Genomic DNA, 20,485 nt, shown 5'->3' with positions numbered 1-20,485 from the left:
TAGCGCGGTGGTCCCACCTGACCCCATGCCGAACTCAGAAGTGAAACGCCGTAGCGCCGATGGTAGTGTGGGGTCTCCCCATGTGAGAGTAGGGAACTGCCAGGCATCAAATTAAGTAGTAAGCCGGTGCATAAATCCGGTGGTTACAGCAGTCTTCGGTGGAGCGGTAGTTCAGTCGGTTAGAATACCTGCCTGTCACGCAGGGGGTCGCGGGTTCGAGTCCCGTCCGTTCCGCCACTTATTAAGACATTAAGCCTGCCTTTTTGGCAGGCTTAATGGCAAAAAACTTTAGGGGCGTAGCTCAGTTGGTAGAGCACCGGTCTCCAAAACCGGGTGTCGCGAGTTCGAGTCTCTCCGCCCCTGCCATATATAATCCTTTGCTTCGGCAAAGGATTTTTTTTGCCTGAAATCCAGCAAAAGGCCTCTTCTTAATATTCAGCCAGCATTTCTGCTGGCTGATGTATCAATCCATTACATTGATTTTTAACAGATCTTTTATCTGTGCTTGCTTATCACTATTTTGCAGCCAAATTGCATACAGCGGTCTGGTAAGCGTGGTGGAATCCATCACCGTATGCAGCCCCGCTTTAGCGTCTGCCCAGCGAACAGGTAACCAGGTACATCCTCTCAGCAAGGGCAGTTGCTGACAGGCGATCTCCGCAGAGCTGGTCGTTAACTGTGGAACATCATCAGGTGCAATCAATCCAGTCTCATGCTGCTGAAAATCTGGCCCCCATTCCAGGCGCAAATAGGTCAGATCTGCCTTCATCATCGAAGGTTCAGAGGCATAAAGCGCCAGACCAAACTGGCCTACAATCTGGCTGCTAAATTCGTCCATCTTGGGGGCTTCAGTTGTGATCAGAAGATCAAGCTGACGCTCATGAAGCTGCTTAACCAGCGACTGCCGTTGCGCAATTCTCGCTTCAAATTGCAGGTGGCCGTGTGAATGATACAGCCGGGTAAGCCACTGACTTAGCATACATTCCCACAGAGAAGCGCTGGCCCCAATCGAGAACTCATTATGCCTCGAAGTATGCGCCACCTCTTTACGTGCTGCCTGCCAGGTATTCATGAGCGTTTCTGCGTACGGCAGCAGTTTCTCACCGGCAGGCGTTAAGCGAATATTGTTGCGATGGCGAGTAAAAAGATTCACACCCAGTTGATTTTCCAGCTGTCGAATACGAAAACTGACTGCTGACTGCGTCAGGTAAAGGGCTTCAGCTGCTCGCCCAAAGTGGCGTGTTCTGCTCACTTCAAGGAAAGTTTTAAGCAATTCCGTATCCACATCTTTCTCCGCAAAATTATTTGTCGTTATGATTTAAATGTTTTGTTTTACACTCTGTCAAGCGTAACTAATACTCCGCGCCATAAATAGCTCGGCCAAAGAATTAGGAGCGTGTAGGATGGCGGAAAGCTTTACGACGACTAATCGTTTTTTCGACAATAAACATTATCCGCGCGGGTTCTCTCGTCACGGCGATTTCACCATCAAAGAAGCTCAACTGCTTGAGCGCCATGGTTATGCCTTTAACGAGCTGGATCTGGGTAAGCGTGAACCTGCGACCGAAGACGAAAAACAGTTTGTTTCCGTTTGCCGTGGTGAGCGTGAGCCTCAGTCTGAAGCGGAACGTGTGTGGATCAAGTATATGGCACGCATTAAGCGTCCAAAGCGCTTCCATACGCTGTCTGGCGGCAAGCCGCAGATGGAAGGTGCAGAAGACTACACCGAGTCTGATGATTAAAATGAAGAGAAGGGGCTACGGCCCCTTTTTTTATGCCAGCAACTTCTGCAGATGCAGCAGCAAACGATCGATAGCGCGGTAGCTCAGCGCCTCCTGCAAATGCTTTCTCTCAATGTCAGTGCACCCCTCCACGTCAGCAATGGTTCTGGCCACTTTTAGCAAACGCTGCCACGCACGTATAGACAGCCCAAAGCGGGTCAACGTTTCCTCCAGCCATCCCGCATCCTCACTGTTAAGGGAACAAAACTGCCGGATCCCGGCATTATCCAGCCGCGCATTTAGCCTGTTCTGACGAGCATACTGTCGCGTCTGGGCCGCAATCACCCGCTCGCGTACATCCGCTGAGCTTTCACCCGTGATACCCGTCTGCCTGAGCAGACCCGGCGGAGGAAGGGGGATTTCGAGGGATAAATCGAAACGGTCGAGGAACGGGCCGGATAACTTACCCAGATAGCGCAACGTCTGCTCCGGCGTACAGCGGTTATGGTTTCCCTGGTAGTGGCCCGTCGGGCTGGGATTCATCGCCGCGACCAGCTGAAACTGCGCGGGATAGCTTATTTTGGCCCGCGTGCGCGAGATATGTATTTCGCCAGATTCAATAGGTTCTCTCAGTGCATCCAGCACGCGGCGCTCAAACTCGGGCAGCTCATCGAGAAATAGAATTCCATTATGGGCCAGTGAGATCTCTCCCGGCCCGGGGATAGACCCGCCGCCGACCATTGCCGTCAGTGAAGCGCTATGATGCGGGGAACGAAAAGGGCGACGGCGCCACTGTTTTTGCAACGATGCAGAACTGATGAGGCTATATATGGCTGCGCTTTCCAGCGCTTCATGATTATTGAGCGGTGGAAGCAATCCACTCAACCTGCTCGCCAGCATCGTTTTCCCCGTACCTGGTGGACCAATCAACAGAAGATTGTGCCCACCTGCGGCCGTAATCTCCAGCGCCCGTTTCCCTTGCTCCTGCCCCATAATCTCGCTGAGATCCTCCGGGACGTCGGTTATAACATCGTCACACTCCTCCGGCTCGGACAGTTCATGTCGTCCTTCCAGCCAGGCACAAACTTCCTGTAAATGTCCCGCGATGAGGCATCCTTTCTCGGCGATAAGACTCACTTCTGATGCGTTTTCATTTGCGACAATGATTTGCCGCCCGGCACGTATGGCCTCCAGCGCTCCTGATATCGCACCGGGAACGCCTCTTAACGCGCCTGTGAGCGCGAGTTCACCCACGAACTCATACGAGCCTAGCCTTGTCGTATTAAGCTGCTCAGAAGCCGCGAGAAGGGCAATTGCGATAGGTAAATCGTATCGTCCCCCCTCTTTAGGCAGATCGGCGGGAGCAAGGTTGATGGTGATCTTCTTCGCAGGGAAGGTATAACCGCTATTTATTATTGCGCTGCGAACGCGATCCCTGGCCTCTTTAACCGTCGTTTCAGGTAAACCGACAAGCGTGAGTCCGGGTAGCCCATTACTCAAATGAACCTCAACGGAAACAAGCGGTGCCTTTACCCCGAGAGCCGCACGCGTATAAACAACTGACAGTGACATTTGCACTACCTCCTGGTGTGACTATGCCAGCGCCTTTTTTGTCTTTTTAGCGTCATTTTGCTGATTTACGCCGCCTGTTCAGAGATTTTAAGCGCACGCTGAAACAATTGCATAACCGTGGAAGCTTCCTCGCAGAATGTAAAAAGCCCCGTTTTGACGTTAAGAACTGCAGTAAAAAAATGAAAAATATTCATTTTCTAATTTCTTTATATAAAACAAAGATTTTAAGAAATATGATTCGCTGCCTAATCAAATCCGTCATAAATAAATCTTGTGTTTGATTTAAAAACTGTGATAACTCTTTAGGTATTCCTTCGAACAAGATGCAAAAAGAACTGAAAATGACAGCCCTTCTACGAGTGATTAGCCTGGTCGTGATTAGCGTGGTGGTGATTATTATCCCACCGTGCGGGGCTGCACTTGGACGAGGAAAGGCTTAGAAATCAAGCCTTAACGAACTAAGACCCCCGCACCGAAAGGTCCGGGGGTTTTTTTATGACTAAAAAACGTAAATGAGGAGCAGAGAATGACGACTAGCACAAAATTCTGTTTCTCCCGATTTATGACGGGGAACTAACTATGAATGGGGCACAGTGGGTAGTACATGCGTTGCGCGCGCAGGGAGTCGAGACAGTATTCGGTTATCCAGGTGGCGCAATTATGCCGATTTACGATGCACTGTATGACGGCGGCGTGGAACATCTCTTGTGCCGACACGAGCAGGGCGCAGTGATGGCGGCCATTGGCTACGCCCGCGCGACCGGCAAAACCGGCGTGTGTATGGCGACGTCAGGCCCGGGCGCAACTAACCTCATCACCGGCCTGGCTGACGCGCTGCTGGATTCCGTTCCCGTTGTCGCCATCACCGGGCAGGTGGCGTCTCCGTTCATCGGTACCGACGCTTTTCAGGAAGTCGATGTACTGGGTTTATCGCTGGCCTGCACCAAACACAGTTTCCTCGTTCAGTCTCTGGAAGAGCTGCCGCGCGTAATGGCAGAAGCTTTCGAAGTGGCCAGCTCAGGCCGTCCTGGTCCGGTTCTGGTCGATATCCCGAAAGATATCCAGGTGGAACCTGGCGATCTGGAACCCCACTTCTCCACCGTTGAAAGCGACGACGCGTTTCCGCATGCGGAAGTTGAAGAGGCCCGTCAGATGATGGCGCAGGCGAAACAGCCGATGCTGTACGTCGGCGGTGGCGTCGGGATGGCGCAGGCCGTTCCCGCCCTGCGTGAATTTATCGCGGTAACGCAAATACCTGCCACCTGCACGCTGAAAGGGTTGGGTGCGGTAGATGCAGACTACCCGTACTATCTGGGCATGCTGGGGATGCACGGCACCAAAGCGGCAAACCTGGCGGTGCAGGAGTGCGATCTGCTCATCGCCGTAGGTGCCCGTTTTGACGACCGCGTCACCGGCAAGCTGAATACCTTTGCGCCGAACGCTAAAGTCATCCATATGGATATCGACCCGGCGGAGATGAACAAGCTGCGTCAGGCGCACGTTGCGCTGCAGGGCGATCTCAACGCGCTGTTACCGGCATTGCAGAAGCCGCTGGATATCAACGCATGGCGTCAGCACACCGCCGATATGCGCGCCGAGCACGCATGGCGTTACGATCACCCCGGCGAGGCCATCTACGCGCCGCTGCTGTTGAAGCAGTTGTCGGATCGCAAACCTGCTGATAGCGTCGTCACCACCGACGTCGGCCAGCACCAGATGTGGTCCGCGCAGCATATGACCTACACCAGCCCGGAAAATTTCATCACCTCCAGTGGGTTAGGGACGATGGGCTTCGGTCTGCCAGCAGCCGTTGGCGCGCAGGTCGCCCGCCCGAACGATACCGTTATCTGTATCTCCGGTGACGGCTCCTTCATGATGAACGTCCAGGAGCTCGGCACCGTTAAACGCAAGCAGTTGCCGCTGAAAATCGTCTTGCTCGACAACCAGCGTTTAGGGATGGTTCGCCAGTGGCAACAGCTGTTCTTCCAGGAGCGCTACAGCGAAACGACTCTCACCGATAACCCCGATTTCCTCACCCTGGCCAGCGCCTTTGGCATCCCTGGCCAGCACATCACCCGTAAAGATCAGGTTGAAGCGGCGCTCGACACCATGCTGAACAGCGATGGGCCTTACCTGCTTCATGTCTCAATCGACGAACTCGAGAACGTCTGGCCGCTGGTACCGCCTGGTGCCAGTAACTCACAAATGATGGAGAAATTATCATGATGCAGCATCAGGTCGCCGTACAGGCTCGCTTCAACCCGGAAACTTTAGAACGCGTTTTGCGTGTGGTGCGTCATCGTGGTTTTCAGATTTGCTCTATGAATATGGAGACAGCCACTGACGCCCGGAATATCAGTATCGAATTAACCGTTGCCAGCCCGCGGTCGGTCGACTTACTGTTTAGTCAGTTATCAAAGCTGGTAGACGTTGCCCATGTTGCCATCTGCCAGAGCACAACCACATCACAACAAATCCGCGCTTAAGCGTGACAGGACGAAAAAATGACGACAAAAAAAGCTGATTACATTTGGTTCAACGGTGAGATGGTTCGCTGGGAGGACGCGAAGGTCCACGTGATGTCCCACGCGCTGCATTACGGTACCTCCGTGTTTGAAGGCATCCGCTGCTACGATTCTCACAAAGGGCCAGTGGTGTTCCGCCATCGCGAACACATGCAGCGTCTGCATGACTCAGCCAAAATTTATCGTTTCCCGGTATCTCAGAGCGTTGATGAGCTGATGGAAGCCTGCCGCGACGTGATCCGTAAGAACAACCTCACCAGCGCCTATATTCGTCCGCTGGTCTTCGTGGGTGACGTCGGTATGGGCGTGAACCCGCCGGCCGGCTATACCACTGATGTGATCATTGCCGCGTTCCCGTGGGGTGCTTACCTGGGTGCTGAAGCCCTGGAGCAGGGGATCGACGCAATGGTCTCTTCCTGGAACCGCGTTGCGCCAAACACCATCCCGACCGCCGCGAAAGCGGGCGGTAACTACCTCTCTTCATTGCTGGTCGGCAGCGAAGCGCGCCGTCACGGCTACCAGGAAGGTATCGCGCTCGATGTGAATGGCTACATCTCCGAAGGCGCAGGTGAAAACCTGTTTGAAGTGAAAGACGGCATTCTGTTTACGCCACCATTCACCTCCTCCGCGCTGCCGGGCATAACCCGTGACGCCATCATCAAGCTGGCGAAAGACCTGGGTATCGAAGTGCGCGAGCAGGTGCTGTCCCGCGAATCCCTGTACCTGGCCGATGAAGTGTTTATGTCCGGTACCGCGGCTGAAATCACCCCGGTGCGCAGCGTAGACGGTATTCAGGTGGGCGAAGGCCGCTGTGGCCCGGTCACCAAACGCATTCAGAAAGCGTTCTTTGGCCTCTTCACCGGCGAAACAGAAGATAAATACGGCTGGTTGGATCAGGTTAATCACTAAGCATAAATTTGGGACGGCACGCACCGTCCCATTACATAGTCAGACGGGAGTCAATAAAGCATGCCTAAGTATCGTTCAGCCACCACCACCCACGGCCGCAACATGGCGGGTGCCCGCGCGCTGTGGCGCGCCACTGGAATGACCGACGCCGATTTCGGTAAGCCGATTATCGCCGTGGTGAACTCCTTCACCCAGTTCGTACCGGGCCACGTGCACCTGCGCGATCTGGGTAAACTGGTAGCCGAGCAAATCGAAGCCTCCGGCGGCGTGGCGAAAGAGTTCAACACCATTGCGGTCGATGACGGTATCGCGATGGGTCACGGGGGCATGCTCTATTCACTGCCGTCGCGCGAGCTGATCGCCGACTCCGTAGAGTATATGGTTAACGCCCACTGCGCCGATGCCATGGTCTGTATCTCCAACTGCGACAAAATCACCCCGGGGATGCTGATGGCTTCCTTGCGCCTGAATATTCCGGTGATCTTCGTCTCCGGTGGCCCAATGGAAGCGGGGAAAACCAAGCTCTCCGACAAAATCATCAAGCTCGACCTGGTCGATGCGATGATCCAGGGCGCGGACCCGAAAGTCTCTGACGAGCAGAGCGATCAGGTGGAACGCTCCGCGTGTCCGACCTGCGGCTCCTGTTCCGGTATGTTCACGGCGAACTCCATGAACTGCCTGACCGAAGCGCTGGGCCTGTCTCAGCCGGGCAACGGCTCGCTGCTGGCGACCCACGCCGACCGTAAGCAGCTGTTCCTCAACGCCGGTAAGCGCATCGTTGAGCTGACCAAGCGCTACTACGAGCAGGATGACGCCAGCGCGCTGCCGCGCAGCATTGCCAGTAAAGCCGCGTTCGAAAACGCCATGACGCTGGATATCGCCATGGGCGGTTCCACCAATACCGTTCTGCACCTGCTGGCTGCCGCACAGGAAGCCGAAATCGACTTCACCATGAGCGATATCGACAAGCTGTCCCGCAAAGTGCCGCAGCTGTGTAAGGTCGCACCAAGTACCCAGAAGTACCACATGGAAGACGTGCACCGTGCCGGTGGTGTAATCGGTATTTTGGGCGAGCTGGATCGCGCCGGTCTGCTAAACCGTGACGTGAAAAACGTGCTCGGGCTGACGCTGCCGGAATCGCTGGACCAGTTCGACGTGATGCTGACCAAAGACGACGCGGTGAAAAAAATGTTCCGCGCCGGTCCTGCCGGTATTCGTACCACGCAGGCCTTCTCCCAGGATTGCCGCTGGGACACGCTGGACGATGACCGCGCCGAAGGCTGCATCCGCTCGCTGGAACACGCCTACAGCAAAGACGGCGGCCTGGCCGTGCTGTACGGAAACTTTGCGGAAAACGGCTGCATCGTGAAAACCGCAGGCGTGGACGACAGCATCCTGAAATTCACCGGTCCGGCGAAGGTGTACGAAAGCCAGGATGAAGCGGTAGACGCCATCCTTGGCGGTAAAGTGGTTGAAGGCGACGTGGTTGTTATTCGCTACGAAGGGCCGAAAGGCGGTCCGGGCATGCAGGAGATGCTCTACCCAACCACCTTCCTGAAATCGATGGGCCTCGGTAAAGCCTGCGCGCTGATCACCGACGGGCGTTTCTCCGGCGGTACTTCCGGCCTCTCTATCGGCCACGTTTCCCCGGAAGCGGCAAGCGGCGGCAACATTGCCATCATCGAAGACGGCGATCTGATCGAAATCGACATTCCGAATCGCGGCATTCAGCTCAAGCTGAGTGACCAGGAGATCGCAGCCCGTCGTGAAGCGCAGGAAGCGCGCGGCGACAAAGCCTGGACGCCCAAAGATCGCCAGCGCGAAGTCTCCTTTGCCCTGCGCGCCTACGCGAGCCTTGCCACCAGTGCAGATAAAGGCGCGGTGCGCGATAAATCGAAACTCGGGGGCTAACGATGGCCGAGTCACAACCCTTATCCGCCGCCCCTGAGGGGGCGGAATATCTCAGGGCGGTGCTGCGCGCACCGGTCTATGAAGCCGTGCAGGTCACGCCCCTGCAGAAAATGGAAAAGCTCTCTTCGCGCCTCGACAACGTCATTCTGGTGAAGCGCGAAGACCGCCAGCCGGTGCACAGCTTCAAGCTGCGCGGTGCCTACGCGATGATGGCCGGACTGACCGATGAGCAAAAAGCGCGCGGCGTGATTACCGCGTCGGCGGGCAACCACGCGCAGGGCGTGGCGTTCTCGTCTGCTCGTCTGGGGCTGAAAGCGCTGATCGTGATGCCGGTTGCTACCGCAGACATCAAGGTCGACGCGGTGCGCGGTTTCGGCGGTGAAGTATTACTCCACGGGGCTAACTTTGACGAAGCAAAAGCCAAAGCGATTGAGCTGGCGCAGCAGCAGGGTTTCACCTGGGTGCCGCCGTTCGACCACCCGATGGTGATTGCCGGGCAGGGCACGCTGGCGCTGGAGCTCCTGCAGCAGGATGCCCATCTCGACCGCGTCTTTGTTCCGGTGGGCGGCGGTGGCTTAGCCGCAGGCGTGGCGGTGCTGATCAAACAGCTGATGCCGCAGATCAAAGTCATTGCCGTGGAAGCGGAAGATTCTGCCTGCCTGAAAGCGGCGCTGGATGCCGGGCATCCGGTAGACCTGCCGCGCGTCGGGCTGTTTGCCGAGGGCGTGGCGGTGAAGCGTATTGGCGACGAAACCTTCCGCCTGTGCCGGGAATATCTCGACGATATCGTCACGGTGGATAGTGATGCGATCTGCGCGGCGATGAAGGATCTCTTCGAAGACGTTCGTGCGGTGGCGGAACCGTCCGGCGCTCTGGCGCTGGCGGGCATGAAAAAATACATCGCGCAGCACAACATTCGCGGCGAGCGTCTGGCGCACGTGCTTTCTGGTGCCAACGTGAACTTCCACGGTCTGCGCTACGTGTCCGAGCGCTGCGAGCTGGGGGAACAGCGTGAAGCGCTGCTGGCGGTGACCATTCCGGAAGAGAAGGGCAGCTTCCTGAAATTTTGTCAGCTGCTGGGCGGCCGTTCGGTGACGGAGTTTAACTACCGTTTTGCCGATGCCAAAGACGCCTGCATTTTTGTCGGCGTGCGTCTGAGCCGTGGCGTGGAGGAGCGTAAAGAGATCCTCAACCTGCTGCATGAAGGCGGCTATAGCGTAGTCGATCTCTCCGACGATGAGATGGCGAAGCTGCACGTGCGCTACATGGTCGGCGGGCGTCCATCGAAGCCGCTCAGGGAACGCCTGTTCAGCTTTGAGTTCCCGGAATCGCCGGGCGCGCTGCTCAAGTTCCTGCACACGCTGGGCACGCACTGGAACATCTCCCTTTTCCACTACCGCAGCCACGGTACCGACTACGGCCGCGTGCTGGCGGCGTTTGAACTGGGCGAGCACGAGCCGGATTTCGAAACGCGGCTGAACGAGCTGGGCTATGAGTGTCACGACGAAACCCATAACCCGGCGTTCAGGTTCTTCCTGGCAGGTTAGTGGTTTGGCAATATCGTCCAGAACGCATCAATAAGCGGCTCATGCAGCCGCTTTTTTTGTGCGCACACGCCAAGCTCAAACGGCGTTTTCTCATCGCTGCGCTCCAGAATCATCACGCGATTGCGCACCGGTTCCGGGCTATTTTCCAGCACCACCTCCGGCAGCAGCGCCACGCCGCAGCCGAGCGCCACCATCGACACCATCGCCTCATGGCCGCTGACCGTGGCGTAAATCGACGGGTTGCTGATTTTCTGGCGGCGGAACCACAGCTCAATACGACGGCGCACCGGCCCTTGATCGGCCATGATAAACGGTACCGTGGACCAGTCCGGTTTTTCCACCGACACCTGGTTACGCACCGGGCAGGGCAGGGCCGGGGCAATGAGTACCACCGCCAGATTCTCCAGCATGGAGAATGCCACCGCGCCCGGCAGGGTTTCAGGTTTCCCGGCAATGGCGAGATCCGCTTCGCCCGTCACCACTTTTTCCATTGCGTCGGAGGCATCGCCGGTGGTGAGCTTAATTTCAACCGACGGATGCGCCGCGCGGAAGCGGTCAAGGATGGGTGGCAGATGGCTGTAGGCGGCGGTCACGGAGCAAAAAATATGCAGCTCGCCGGAAAGTGACGGCCCCTGCTGGTCAATCGAGTGCCGCAGCTGCTGGTACTGCAGCAGCGTCTGCTGGGCAAAAATGCGTAGCTCTTCGCCCGCTTCCGTGAGGGTGACGGTGCGGTTGTCGCGCACGAACAGGGGCTGGCCGAGGTCTTCCTCAAGGCGCTGGATCTGGCGTGAAAGCGTGGAGGGGCTAACGTGCATCGCCCGGGCGCTGCGGCCAAAATGACGGCTTTCCGTCAGGTGCAGGAACATTTTCAGATCGCGTAAATCCACCGATTCCACTCCCTCTTTTTACATTGCAAAAATTGCAACATGACGTTGTGAATATATCAATTTCCGCAATAAATTTCCTGTTGTAATGTGGGTACATTCTCGCTGAAACGCGAACCGAACAATAAGACACACAACATCACGAGGTATCACCCATGGCTAACTACTTTAATACACTGAACTTGCGCCAGCAGCTGGCGCAGCTGGGCAAATGCCGCTTCATGGCGCGCGACGAATTTGCCGATGGCGCGAGCTACCTTCAGGGTAAAAAAGTGGTCATCGTCGGCTGTGGCGCACAGGGTCTGAACCAGGGCCTGAATATGCGTGACTCCGGTCTGGATATCTCCTACGCCCTGCGCAAAGAAGCGATTGCCGAGAAGCGTGCTTCCTGGCGCAAAGCGACCGAAAACGGCTTCAAAGTGGGTACCTACGAAGAGCTGATCCCGCAGGCGGATCTGGTAGTTAACCTGACCCCGGACAAGCAGCACTCAGACGTTGTGCGTTCCGTACAGCCGCTGATGAAAGACGGCGCGGCGCTGGGTTACTCCCACGGCTTCAACATCGTTGAAGTGGGCGAGCAGATCCGTAAAGACATCACCGTGGTGATGGTTGCACCGAAGTGCCCGGGTACCGAAGTTCGTGAAGAGTACAAGCGTGGCTTCGGCGTGCCGACCCTGATCGCGGTTCACCCGGAAAACGATCCGAAAGGCGAAGGCATGGCGATTGCCAAAGCATGGGCAGCGGCGACCGGCGGTCACCGTGCGGGCGTGCTGGAATCGTCCTTCGTTGCCGAAGTGAAATCTGACCTGATGGGCGAGCAGACCATTCTGTGCGGCATGCTGCAGGCCGGTTCTCTGCTGTGCTTCGATAAGCTGGTGGAAGAGGGTACCGACCCGGCATATGCGGAAAAACTGATTCAGTTCGGCTGGGAAACCATCACCGAAGCGCTGAAGCAGGGCGGTATTACGCTGATGATGGACCGTCTGTCCAACCCGGCAAAACTGCGTGCTTACGCGCTGTCTGAACAGCTGAAAACCATCATGGCACCGCTGTTCCAGAAACACATGGACGACATTATCTCCGGCGAATTCTCTTCCGGCATGATGGCGGACTGGGCGAACGACGATAAGAAACTGCTGACCTGGCGTGAAGAGACCGGTAAAACCGCGTTCGAAACCGCGCCACAGTACGAAGGTAAAATCGGCGAGCAGGAGTACTTCGATAAAGGCGTGCTGATGATCGCGATGGTGAAAGCAGGCGTTGAGCTGGCGTTCGAAACCATGGTGGATTCCGGCATCATCGAAGAGTCTGCGTACTACGAATCACTGCACGAGCTGCCGCTGATTGCGAACACCATCGCCCGTAAGCGTCTGTACGAAATGAACGTGGTGATCTCTGATACCGCGGAATATGGTAACTACCTGTTCTCTTACGCCTGCGTACCGCTGCTGAAAGAGTTTATGACTACTCTGCAGACTGGCGATCTGGGTAAAGCGATTGCAGAAGGTGCCGTGGACAACGCGCAGCTGCGCGATGTGAACGAAGCCATTCGCAGCCACCAGATCGAGAAAGTGGGTCACAAACTGCGTGGCTACATGACCGATATGAAGCGTATCGCGGTAGCGGGTTAACAACAGGGGCGGGCTGATGCCCTCACCCCGACCCTCTCCCACGGGGAGAGGGTGCAAACATTAAAGGCCTTCTCTAAGAGAAGGCCTTGCTGTTTATTTCCGGTACAGCACTTTGATAATGTGATACCCGAACTGGGTATGCAGCGGGCCGGTTGGCTCCAGCACCGGGCAGGAGAAGACCACTTTATCGAACGCCGGAACCATCTGACCCTGGCGGAACTCACCCAGATCGCCGCCGCGTTTGCCTGACGGGCAGATGGAGTGCTTCTTCGCCAGCTTCCCGAAGTCGGCACCGTTTTTAATCTGCTCCAGAAGATCCAAAGCCAGTTTCTCTTCTTTAACGAGGATGTGCACTGCTGCTGCTGTTTTTGCCATGATCGTGCCTTGAATAGGTTGAAATAAATCGGGGCGCAATATACCACGCGTCAGCGGCGATAAAGCACCTTAATGATATGGTAGCCAAATTTAGTTTTTACCGGGCCGTAGGGCTTCAGAAGCGGGCAGCTAAAGACCGCCTGATCGAACGGGCCGACCATCGCACCTTGTTGAAACTCGCCGAGATCCCCACCATTGCGCCCGGAAGGGCATTTAGAGTAGCGCTTCGCCAGATGATCAAAGCTGATGCCGCGCTCCAGCTTGGCCAGGATCTCCTGGGCCAGTTTCTCTTCTTTTACCAGAATATGCAGGGCTGCTGCGGTCTTTTTCATGGTTCTGCTCTACGGGTTAAACGCGATTTCTCCACTTTATCATTAGCCGGTAAATCTGCGCCCGGCTTTCTGCTACAATCCACACCCCGTTCGAAGATTGAGCAACACTCCCATGCGTTTAAACCCTGGACAACAACAAGCGGTCGAATTCGTTACTGGACCATGCCTGGTGCTGGCAGGGGCCGGTTCGGGTAAAACCCGTGTGATCACCAACAAGATCGCCCATCTGATCCGCAACTGCGGGTATCAGGCGCGACACATTGCGGCGGTCACCTTTACCAATAAAGCGGCGCGTGAGATGAAAGAGCGCGTCGGTCAGACGCTTGGCCGTAAAGAAGCGCGTGGCCTGATGATCTCCACCTTCCACACGCTGGGGCTGGATATCATCAAACGCGAGTATGCGGCGCTGGGAATGAAGTCCAACTTCTCCCTCTTCGATGACACTGACCAGGTGGCGTTGCTCAAAGAGCTCACCGAGGGGCTGATCGAAGATGACAAAGTGCTGTTGCAGCAGCTGATCTCGACGATCTCGAACTGGAAAAACGATCTGATGACCCCGGCTCAGGCCGCGGCGATCGCCAAAGGCGAACGGGATCGGATCTTCGCCCACTGCTACGGTCTGTACGATGCGCATATGAAAGCGTGCAACGTGCTGGACTTTGACGACCTGATCCTGCTGCCCACGCTGCTGCTGCAGCGCAATGAAGAGGTGCGCGAGCGCTGGCAGAATAAAATCCGCTACCTGCTGGTGGATGAATATCAGGACACCAACACCAGTCAGTACGAGCTGGTGAAGCTGCTGGTGGGGAATCGGGCGCGTTTCACCGTGGTAGGCGACGACGATCAGTCAATTTACTCCTGGCGCGGCGCGCGTCCACAAAACCTGGTGCTGCTGAGCAAAGATTTCCCGGCGCTGCAGGTGATTAAGCTCGAGCAGAACTACCGCTCCTCCGGGCGTATCCTGAAGGCAGCAAACATCCTGATTGCCAATAACCCGCACGTATTCGAGAAGCGTCTCTTCTCCGAACTGGGCTACGGAACGGAGCTGAAAGTGCTCAGCGCCAACAATGAGGATCATGAAGCGGAGCGAGTCACGGGAGAACTCATCGCTCACCACTTCGTCAACAAAACCGAATATAAGGATTACGCGATCCTCTATCGCGGTAACCACCAGTCGCGCGTCTTTGAAAAGATGCTGATGCAGAACCGCATTCCGTACAAAATTTCGGGCGGCACGTCGTTCTTCTCACGACCAGAAATCAAAGACCTGCTGGCTTATCTGCGCGTGCTCACTAACCCGGATGACGACAGCGCGTTTCTGCGTATTGTGAATACGCCAAAACGCGAGATAGGCCCGGCGACGCTGCAAAAGCTCGGCGAGTGGGCGATGACCCGCAACAAAAGTATGTTTACTGCCAGCTTTGACATGGGGCTGAGCCAGACGTTAACCGGGCGTGGCTATGACTCGTTAACCCGCTTCACCCACTGGCTCGGCGAAGTACAGCGTCTCGCGGAGCGCGAGCCGGTGGCTGCAGTGCGCGATCTCATTCACGGCATCGACTATGAGTCCTGGCTGTATGAAACCTCAGCCAGCCCGAAGGCGGCTGAGATGCGCATGAAGAACGTTAACCAGCTTTTCAGCTGGATGACCGAAATGCTGGAGGGCTCTGAAATCGACGAGCCTATGACCCTGACGCAGGTCGTCACCCGCTTTACCCTGCGCGACATGATGGAGCGCGGTGAGAGCGAAGAAGAGGCCGATCAGGTTCAGCTCATGACGCTGCATGCGTCAAAAGGGCTGGAGTTTCCGTATGTCTATCTGGTTGGTATGGAAGAGGGATTGTTGCCGCACCAGAGCAGCATTGATGAAGATAACGTCGATGAGGAGCGCCGCCTGGCCTACGTGGGGATCACCCGCGCGCAGAAAGAGCTGACGTTCACGCTGTGTAAAGAGCGCCGCCAGTATGGCGAACTCGTCCGCCCGGAGCCGAGTCGTTTCCTGCTGGAACTGCCGCAGGATGACCTGATCTGGGAGCAGGAGCGCAAAGTGATTACCGCGGAAGAGCGGATGCACAAGGGGCAGGCTAACGTGGCGAACATTCGCGCCATGCTGGCTAAAGCCAAAGAGAAAGGATAATGATGAGTAGCCGGGCAAGGCGAAGCCGCCACCCGGCAATGTTCAGCGTATTACTTTACTTTCAGCACCCAGTGCACATAGCTCTGCCACTGGCACTCCTGCTCGATCATCTCGGCCCCTAACGGGTGACGTTCAATCCAGTTTTCCGGCAGCGTCAGCGAAAGCTTCTCGTCATCGGCCACAAGATTAATGGCTGGCAGCAAATCATCGCGGCGGCGGCTGGCAAACAGGATCGCCAGACGCAGCAGGCGGCAGAGATGCTCGGCCACGCGCGGCGGTACGGCGTTTTGCTGATGCAGAGAGGAGAGATCGACTGCATTGGTTTGGTTCAGCAGCAGCGTTGCCAGCAATTTTTTCTGCGCGGGCGTGTAGCCCGGTAAATCAAGGTTGCGGACCAGATACGCTGCGTGAGCCGGTGCCTGCTTAAAATCAATGCTCAGCCCTACTTCATGTAGCGCGCACGCGCTCAGGAGTAAATCCCGGCTCAGGTGATCAAGATCCCAGACGTTAGCGACCTGATCGGCGAAGCGTGACGCCAGCTGCGATACGCGTCCTGCCTGATCGATATCAACCAGAAAACGACGCTGCACGTTGCGCAGGGTACGGCTACGGATATCCTGATCGACCGACAGATGCAGCATCCCGTAGACCAGGCCTTCACGCAGCGCACCGCCGGCCAGGGTCATACACTGGATGTTCAGCTCGGTGAAAATAGCGATAAGAATGGCCAGCCCGCTCGGGAAGACCAGCGCGCGTTCGAGCGTCAGGCCTTCAATTTCCAGCTCTTCCAGGCGTCCGCACTGAATGGCGCGCTGTTTCAACTGCTGAAGCTTAGCAAGCGTAATCCGCTCGTCCATTCCCTGCGCCATCATGATTTCCTGCAGGGCCTGCACGGTCCCGGACGCACCCACGCAGACTTTCCAGCCGTGATAGCGCAGTTCATCCATGACCGGGCGTAATACCTCGCGCGCGGCGTTTTCCGCCTCGTCGAAGTTCTCTTTACCCAGATTACGATCGGTAAAGTAGCGCTCAAGCCAGGTCACGCAGCCCATCGAGAGGCTGAACAGCGACGTTGCCTGCGCGCCGGTGCCGGTCACAAGCTCGGTACTGGCACCGCCGATATCCACCACCAGGCGGCGATCGTCACCCCCCGTGGTGTGTGCAACTCCCTGATAAATCAGACGAGCTTCTTCTTCACCGCTGATAACCTGAACCGGGCAACCGAGGATTTCCTGCGCTCTGGCAATAAAATCAACGGCGTTAACCGCCAGGCGAAGTGTCGCAGTGGCGACGACGGTGATTTGGGCATGCGGGATATCCTGCAGACGCTCGGCAAAGAGTCGCAGACACTGCCAGCCACGTTCCATGGCTTCAGGTGAGAGGTGGTTATCGCTGCTCAGGCCCGCCGCGAGGCGGACCTTGCGCTTGATGCGCGTCAGCGTTTGTATGCTTCCCGCCACCTCGCGCACAACCAGCATATGAAAACTATTCGAACCGAGATCAATTGCCGCATAAAGCGAGGTGGAGCTGAGCATATTTTCTTAACCTGAACGACGACGATTACGCGGTGCGCCGCCTGAACGACGCGGACCATTGCCGGAGCGTGGGCGGGTTAGACGCTTAGGCGGCGGCAGTTCGCTTAACAGCGCTTCCGGATTGTATTTGCTCTGCGGGATAGAGTGACCGATATAAGTCTCAATGGCTGGGAGATTCAGCGCATACTCTTCACATGCAAGGCTAATAGAGTGTCCGCTTGCGCCCGCGCGACCGGTACGACCGATACGGTGTACGTAGTCTTCGCAGTCGTCTGGCAGATCGTAGTTAAAGACATGCGTCACGGCTGGAATGTGTAAACCACGTGCCGCCACGTCGGTTGCGACCAGAATATCAAGATCGCCTCGGGTGAACTCTTCCAAAATACGCAGGCGTTTTTTCTGTGCGACGTCGCCGGTCAACAGGCCAACACGGTGACCGTCTGCAGCCAGATGGCCCCAGATGTCTTCACAACGATGTTTGGTGTTCGCAAAGATGATGGCGCGATCTGGCCACTCTTCTTCAATCAGCGTTTGCAGCAGACGCATTTTCTCTTCATTGGAAGGATAGAAGAGCTCTTCTTTAATGCGGTGACCCGTTTTCTGCTCAGGTTCCACTTCAACATATTCGGCGTTGTTCATCTGTTCGAACGCCAGTTCGCGTACGCGGTATGAGAGGGTTGCAGAGAACAGCATATTCAGACGCTGATTGGCCGGAGGCATACGGCGGAACAGCCAGCGAATGTCTTTAATGAAGCCGAGATCGTACATGCGGTCTGCTTCATCGAGCACCACAACCTGGATGGCACCGAGGTTAATGTGGTTCTGTTTAGCGTAGTCGATAAGACGGCCGGTGGTACCGATCAGGATATCCACACCGCTTTCGAGCACTTTCAGCTGTTTATCGTAGCCGTCGCCGCCGTAGGCCAGGCCAATCTTCAGGCCCGTAGCCTGCGCCAGGGGTTCAGCGTCTGCGTGGATCTGTACCGCCAGTTCTCGCGTCGGGGCCATAATTAGCGCGCGCGGCTGGTTAACTTTGCGGTCTGCAATCGCTGGGTGAGAAAGTAAATAATGAAACGTTGACGTTAAAAACGCCATCGTTTTGCCGGTACCGGTTTGCGCCTGCCCGGCAACATCGCGACCGGCCAGCGTCAGCGGCAGCGCGAGGGCCTGAATGGGCGTGCAGTTATGAAACCCTTTATTTTCAAGGGCTTCAATCACCTTCGGGTGCAGCGCGAAGTCGGAAAACTTCTGTTCTGTTAAATGTGTTTTGCTCATAGTGTGGTAGAATATCAGCTTACTATTGCTTTACGAAAGCGTATCCGGTGAAATAAAGTCAACCTTTAGTTGGTTAATGCGACATCAACACGTCGTTGGTGGAGACAAAACCAACGTACCAGGCTTATTCCTGTGGAGTTATATATGAGCGATAAAATTATTCACCTGACTGACGACAGTTTTGACACGGACGTACTTAAGGCTGACGGGCTGATCCTCGTCGATTTCTGGGCTGAATGGTGTGGTCCTTGCAAAATGATCGCCCCGATTCTGGATGAGATCGCCGACGAATATCAGGGCAAACTGACCGTTGCCAAGCTGAACATCGACCAGAACCCGGGCACCGCACCAAAATACGGTATCCGTGGAATCCCAACCCTTCTGCTGTTCAAAAACGGCGAAGTGGCAGCGACCAAAGTGGGTGCGCTGTCCAAAGGTCAACTGAAAGAGTTCCTGGACGCTAACCTGGCGTAAGGTTTCTCCGCTGTGCGTTCAGAGCTCCCGGCTAAATGATGTGGAACTCTGGACGCCCGGCTGAAGTCGTGCTAAGTTAGCTATGACTTCGTTTTAAACATATCTTGTTGTTTGAATCTTGTTTTACCCGATACTTCCCGTTGTTGACATGAACAGTGCGTGAAGTGGCTAAATTCCGGGCTTGTCGCTCAATCCGTCTTGTCGTTTCAGTTCTGCGTTCTTTCCCTGTGACCAGACAGCGAACAGACATGAGTTGATGGCCGCTAAACAGGCATGGATGACCCTGCCATACCATTCACAACATTAAGTTCGAGAATCACCCCGAGTTTAAGAACCCACACCATTATGAATCTTACCGAATTAAAGAATACGCCGGTTTCTGAGCTGATCACTCTCGGCGAAAATATGGGGCTGGAAAACCAGGCTCGTATGCGCAAGCAGGACATCATTTTCGCCATCCTGAAGCAGCACGCTAAGAGTGGCGAAGATATCTTTGGCGACGGTGTGCTGGAGATATTGCAAGACGGATTTGGTTTCCTCCGCTCTGCAGACAGCTCCTACCTCGCCGGCCCTGACGACATCTACGTATCCCCCAGCCAAATCCGCCGTTTCAACCTCCGCACTGGTGACACCATTTCAGGTAAGATTCGTCCTCCTAAAGAGGGTGAACGCTACTTTGCGCTGTTGAAAGTCAATGAAGTTAACTTCGACAAACCGGAAAACTCGCGTAATAAGATCCTCTTTGAGAACTTAACGCCGCTGCACGCGAACTCTCGCCTGCGCATGGAGCGTGGTAACGGTTCTACTGAAGACTTAACCGCGCGTGTACTGGATCTGGCATCACCAATTGGTCGTGGCCAGCGTGGTCTGATTGTGGCGCCGCCAAAAGCGGGTAAAACCATGCTGCTGCAGAACATCGCTCAGAGCATCGCCTATAACCACCCAGACTGCGTGCTGATGGTGCTGCTGATTGACGAACGTCCGGAAGAAGTGACCGAGATGCAGCGTCTGGTTAAAGGTGAAGTGGTTGCTTCTACCTTCGACGAACCGGCATCTCGCCATGTTCAGGTAGCCGAAATGGTTATCGAGAAGGCGAAACGCCTGGTTGAGCACAAGAAAGACGTGATCATCCTGCTCGACTCCATCACTCGTCTGGCGCGTGCCTACAACACCGTGGTGCCGGCGTCCGGTAAAGTCCTGACCGGTGGTGTGGATGCTAACGCCCTGCATCGCCCAAAACGCTTCTTCGGTGCAGCACGTAACGTGGAAGAGGGCGGCAGCCTGACCATCATTGCGACGGCGCTGATCGATACCGGTTCTAAAATGGACGAAGTGATTTACGAAGAATTTAAAGGTACAGGCAACATGGAACTGCATCTTTCTCGTAAAATCGCTGAAAAACGCGTCTTCCCGGCTATCGACTACAACCGTTCCGGTACTCGTAAAGAAGAGCTGCTCACCACCCAGGAAGAGCTGCAGAAAATGTGGATCCTGCGTAAAATCATCCATCCAATGGGTGAAATCGACGCTATGGAGTTCCTCATTAACAAACTGGCGATGACCAAAACCAACGACGATTTCTTTGACATGATGAAACGCTCGTAACGCAAATAAAGCCAGCAAACGCCACGTTTTTACGTGGCGTTTTTCTTTTATG

Annotated in this window: 19 protein-coding genes, 2 tRNA genes and 1 rRNA gene; 15 read left to right on the top strand and 7 right to left on the bottom strand. The window is 55.7% G+C overall.

The window, feature by feature from the left end; all coding sequences use genetic code 11:
• The 3 genes from rrf to UR504_RS20265 all read left to right on the top strand — a co-directional run.
• Positions 1-105 (top strand): 5S ribosomal RNA (gene rrf / locus UR504_RS20275); the annotation flags it as partial.
• A gap of 55 nt (positions 106-160) precedes the next feature.
• A tRNA-Asp gene (locus tag UR504_RS20270) sits at positions 161-237 on the top strand.
• A gap of 53 nt (positions 238-290) precedes the next feature.
• A tRNA-Trp gene (locus UR504_RS20265) sits at positions 291-366 on the top strand.
• A gap of 97 nt (positions 367-463) precedes the next feature.
• On the opposite strand, the gene hdfR is transcribed toward UR504_RS20265, so the two are convergent.
• A complete protein-coding gene (gene hdfR / locus UR504_RS20260; protein WP_133295337.1) occupies positions 464-1,285 on the bottom strand; it encodes an HTH-type transcriptional regulator HdfR in 822 nt (273 codons plus the stop codon).
• 118 nt (positions 1,286-1,403) lie between these two features.
• Here hdfR and UR504_RS20255 point away from each other — a divergent pair, with 118 nt between their 5' ends.
• Complete coding sequence (locus tag UR504_RS20255) at positions 1,404-1,742, top strand: DUF413 domain-containing protein (RefSeq protein WP_008501577.1); 339 nt, start codon at positions 1,404-1,406, stop codon at positions 1,740-1,742.
• 30 nt (positions 1,743-1,772) lie between these two features.
• Here UR504_RS20255 and UR504_RS20250 read toward each other — a convergent pair whose 3' ends face one another.
• Positions 1,773-3,293: a YifB family Mg chelatase-like AAA ATPase gene (locus UR504_RS20250; RefSeq protein ID WP_115876998.1), complete on the bottom strand. Its 1,521-nt coding sequence runs from the start codon at positions 3,291-3,293 to the stop codon at positions 1,773-1,775.
• 341 nt (positions 3,294-3,634) lie between these two features.
• On the opposite strand from UR504_RS20250, the gene ilvL reads away from it, so the two are divergent.
• The 7 genes from ilvL to ilvA all read left to right on the top strand — a co-directional run bounded on the left by ilvL (position 3,635) and on the right by ilvA (position 10,185).
• A complete protein-coding gene (ilvL, locus tag UR504_RS20245; RefSeq protein ID WP_001311244.1) occupies positions 3,635-3,733 on the top strand; it encodes an ilv operon leader peptide in 99 nt (32 codons plus the stop codon).
• Positions 3,734-3,819: 86 nt separating this feature from the next.
• Entirely contained in the window at positions 3,820-3,870 is a 51-nt protein-coding gene (gene ilvX, locus UR504_RS20240; protein ID WP_166792073.1) for a peptide IlvX, read from the top strand.
• 2 nt (positions 3,871-3,872) lie between these two features.
• Positions 3,873-5,519, top strand: coding sequence for an acetolactate synthase 2 catalytic subunit (gene ilvG, locus UR504_RS20235; protein ID WP_302238228.1), 1,647 nt, complete (start codon positions 3,873-3,875; stop codon positions 5,517-5,519).
• A complete protein-coding gene (gene ilvM, locus UR504_RS20230; RefSeq protein WP_024907956.1) occupies positions 5,516-5,779 on the top strand; it encodes an acetolactate synthase 2 small subunit in 264 nt (87 codons plus the stop codon). The genes ilvG and ilvM overlap by 4 nt, the downstream gene beginning before the upstream one ends.
• An 18-nt stretch (positions 5,780-5,797) precedes the next feature.
• Positions 5,798-6,727: a branched-chain-amino-acid transaminase gene (gene ilvE / locus UR504_RS20225; RefSeq protein ID WP_127732610.1), complete on the top strand. Its 930-nt coding sequence runs from the start codon at positions 5,798-5,800 to the stop codon at positions 6,725-6,727.
• Between the two features lie 60 nt (positions 6,728-6,787).
• Positions 6,788-8,638: a dihydroxy-acid dehydratase gene (gene ilvD / locus UR504_RS20220; RefSeq protein ID WP_115877001.1), complete on the top strand. Its 1,851-nt coding sequence runs from the start codon at positions 6,788-6,790 to the stop codon at positions 8,636-8,638.
• 2 nt (positions 8,639-8,640) lie between these two features.
• Positions 8,641-10,185 (top strand): threonine ammonia-lyase, biosynthetic, encoded by a 1,545-nt coding sequence (gene ilvA / locus UR504_RS20215; RefSeq protein WP_039267211.1) that lies wholly within the window; start codon positions 8,641-8,643, stop codon positions 10,183-10,185.
• Here the strand turns inward: ilvA and ilvY are convergent.
• Entirely contained in the window at positions 10,182-11,072 is an 891-nt protein-coding gene (ilvY, locus tag UR504_RS20210) for an HTH-type transcriptional activator IlvY (protein WP_111963506.1), read from the bottom strand. The genes ilvA and ilvY overlap by 4 nt on opposite strands.
• A 152-nt stretch (positions 11,073-11,224) precedes the next feature.
• Between ilvY and ilvC the strand changes: the two genes are divergently transcribed.
• Entirely contained in the window at positions 11,225-12,700 is a 1,476-nt protein-coding gene (ilvC, locus tag UR504_RS20205) for a ketol-acid reductoisomerase (RefSeq protein WP_021242831.1), read from the top strand.
• Between the two features lie 93 nt (positions 12,701-12,793).
• On the opposite strand, the gene ppiC (UR504_RS20200) is transcribed toward ilvC, so the two are convergent.
• Both ppiC (UR504_RS20200) and ppiC (UR504_RS20195) read right to left on the bottom strand, forming a co-directional pair.
• Positions 12,794-13,075, bottom strand: a complete 282-nt coding sequence (ppiC, locus tag UR504_RS20200; RefSeq protein ID WP_023309650.1) for a peptidylprolyl isomerase PpiC — start codon at positions 13,073-13,075, stop codon at positions 12,794-12,796.
• Positions 13,076-13,125: 50 nt separating this feature from the next.
• The gene (ppiC, locus tag UR504_RS20195) at positions 13,126-13,407 is read right to left on the bottom strand and encodes a peptidylprolyl isomerase PpiC (RefSeq protein ID WP_004886860.1); all 282 of its coding nucleotides are present in this window, start codon (positions 13,405-13,407) and stop codon (positions 13,126-13,128) included.
• A gap of 112 nt (positions 13,408-13,519) precedes the next feature.
• On the opposite strand from ppiC (UR504_RS20195), the gene rep reads away from it, so the two are divergent.
• Entirely contained in the window at positions 13,520-15,544 is a 2,025-nt protein-coding gene (gene rep, locus UR504_RS20190) for a DNA helicase Rep (protein WP_115877002.1), read from the top strand.
• A 50-nt stretch (positions 15,545-15,594) separates the two neighbouring features.
• Here the strand turns inward: rep and gppA are convergent, their stop codons facing one another.
• The gene (gppA, locus tag UR504_RS20185; RefSeq protein WP_320740070.1) at positions 15,595-17,079 is read right to left on the bottom strand and encodes a guanosine-5'-triphosphate,3'-diphosphate diphosphatase; all 1,485 of its coding nucleotides are present in this window, start codon (positions 17,077-17,079) and stop codon (positions 15,595-15,597) included.
• A 6-nt stretch (positions 17,080-17,085) separates the two neighbouring features.
• Positions 17,086-18,354, bottom strand: coding sequence for an ATP-dependent RNA helicase RhlB (rhlB, locus tag UR504_RS20180; RefSeq protein ID WP_111963512.1), 1,269 nt, complete (start codon positions 18,352-18,354; stop codon positions 17,086-17,088).
• Between the two features lie 144 nt (positions 18,355-18,498).
• Here rhlB and trxA point away from each other — a divergent pair, with 144 nt between their 5' ends.
• Together trxA and rho are read left to right on the top strand one after the other, a co-directional pair.
• Positions 18,499-18,828, top strand: coding sequence for a thioredoxin TrxA (gene trxA / locus UR504_RS20175; protein WP_006179218.1), 330 nt, complete (start codon positions 18,499-18,501; stop codon positions 18,826-18,828).
• Positions 18,829-19,173: 345 nt separating this feature from the next.
• On the top strand, positions 19,174-20,433 hold the full coding sequence (rho, locus tag UR504_RS20170; protein WP_008501566.1) for a transcription termination factor Rho: 1,260 nt from the start codon (positions 19,174-19,176) through the stop codon (positions 20,431-20,433).
• Positions 20,434-20,485: the final 52 nt, after the last annotated feature.

It is taken from the genome of Enterobacter sp. 241F3, assembly GCF_034106785.1.
Classification (GTDB): domain Bacteria; phylum Pseudomonadota; class Gammaproteobacteria; order Enterobacterales; family Enterobacteriaceae; genus Enterobacter; species Enterobacter vonholyi.
Note: the sequence above shows the minus strand (reverse complement) of the source record. Positions and strands in the feature narration are given on the sequence as shown.

Bases quoted from the DNA above. Each gene is read 5' to 3' on its own strand.
- UR504_RS20255 (WP_008501577.1), top strand. From the start codon at position 1,404: ATGGCGGAAAGCTTTACGACGACTAATCGTTTTTTCGACAATAAACAT.
- UR504_RS20250 (WP_115876998.1), bottom strand. From the start codon at position 3,293: ATGTCACTGTCAGTTGTTTATACGCGTGCGGCTCTCGGGGTAAAGGCA.
- ilvL (WP_001311244.1), top strand. From the start codon at position 3,635: ATGACAGCCCTTCTACGAGTGATTAGCCTGGTCGTGATTAGCGTGGTG.
- ilvG (WP_302238228.1), top strand. From the start codon at position 3,873: ATGAATGGGGCACAGTGGGTAGTACATGCGTTGCGCGCGCAGGGAGTC.
- ilvM (WP_024907956.1), top strand. From the start codon at position 5,516: ATGATGCAGCATCAGGTCGCCGTACAGGCTCGCTTCAACCCGGAAACT.
- ilvE (WP_127732610.1), top strand. From the start codon at position 5,798: ATGACGACAAAAAAAGCTGATTACATTTGGTTCAACGGTGAGATGGTT.
- ilvD (WP_115877001.1), top strand. From the start codon at position 6,788: ATGCCTAAGTATCGTTCAGCCACCACCACCCACGGCCGCAACATGGCG.
- ilvA (WP_039267211.1), top strand. From the start codon at position 8,641: ATGGCCGAGTCACAACCCTTATCCGCCGCCCCTGAGGGGGCGGAATAT.
- ilvC (WP_021242831.1), top strand. From the start codon at position 11,225: ATGGCTAACTACTTTAATACACTGAACTTGCGCCAGCAGCTGGCGCAG.
- ppiC (WP_023309650.1), bottom strand. From the start codon at position 13,075: ATGGCAAAAACAGCAGCAGCAGTGCACATCCTCGTTAAAGAAGAGAAA.
- ppiC (WP_004886860.1), bottom strand. From the start codon at position 13,407: ATGAAAAAGACCGCAGCAGCCCTGCATATTCTGGTAAAAGAAGAGAAA.
- rep (WP_115877002.1), top strand. From the start codon at position 13,520: ATGCGTTTAAACCCTGGACAACAACAAGCGGTCGAATTCGTTACTGGA.
- gppA (WP_320740070.1), bottom strand. From the start codon at position 17,079: ATGCTCAGCTCCACCTCGCTTTATGCGGCAATTGATCTCGGTTCGAAT.
- rhlB (WP_111963512.1), bottom strand. From the start codon at position 18,354: ATGAGCAAAACACATTTAACAGAACAGAAGTTTTCCGACTTCGCGCTG.
- trxA (WP_006179218.1), top strand. From the start codon at position 18,499: ATGAGCGATAAAATTATTCACCTGACTGACGACAGTTTTGACACGGAC.
- rho (WP_008501566.1), top strand. From the start codon at position 19,174: ATGAATCTTACCGAATTAAAGAATACGCCGGTTTCTGAGCTGATCACT.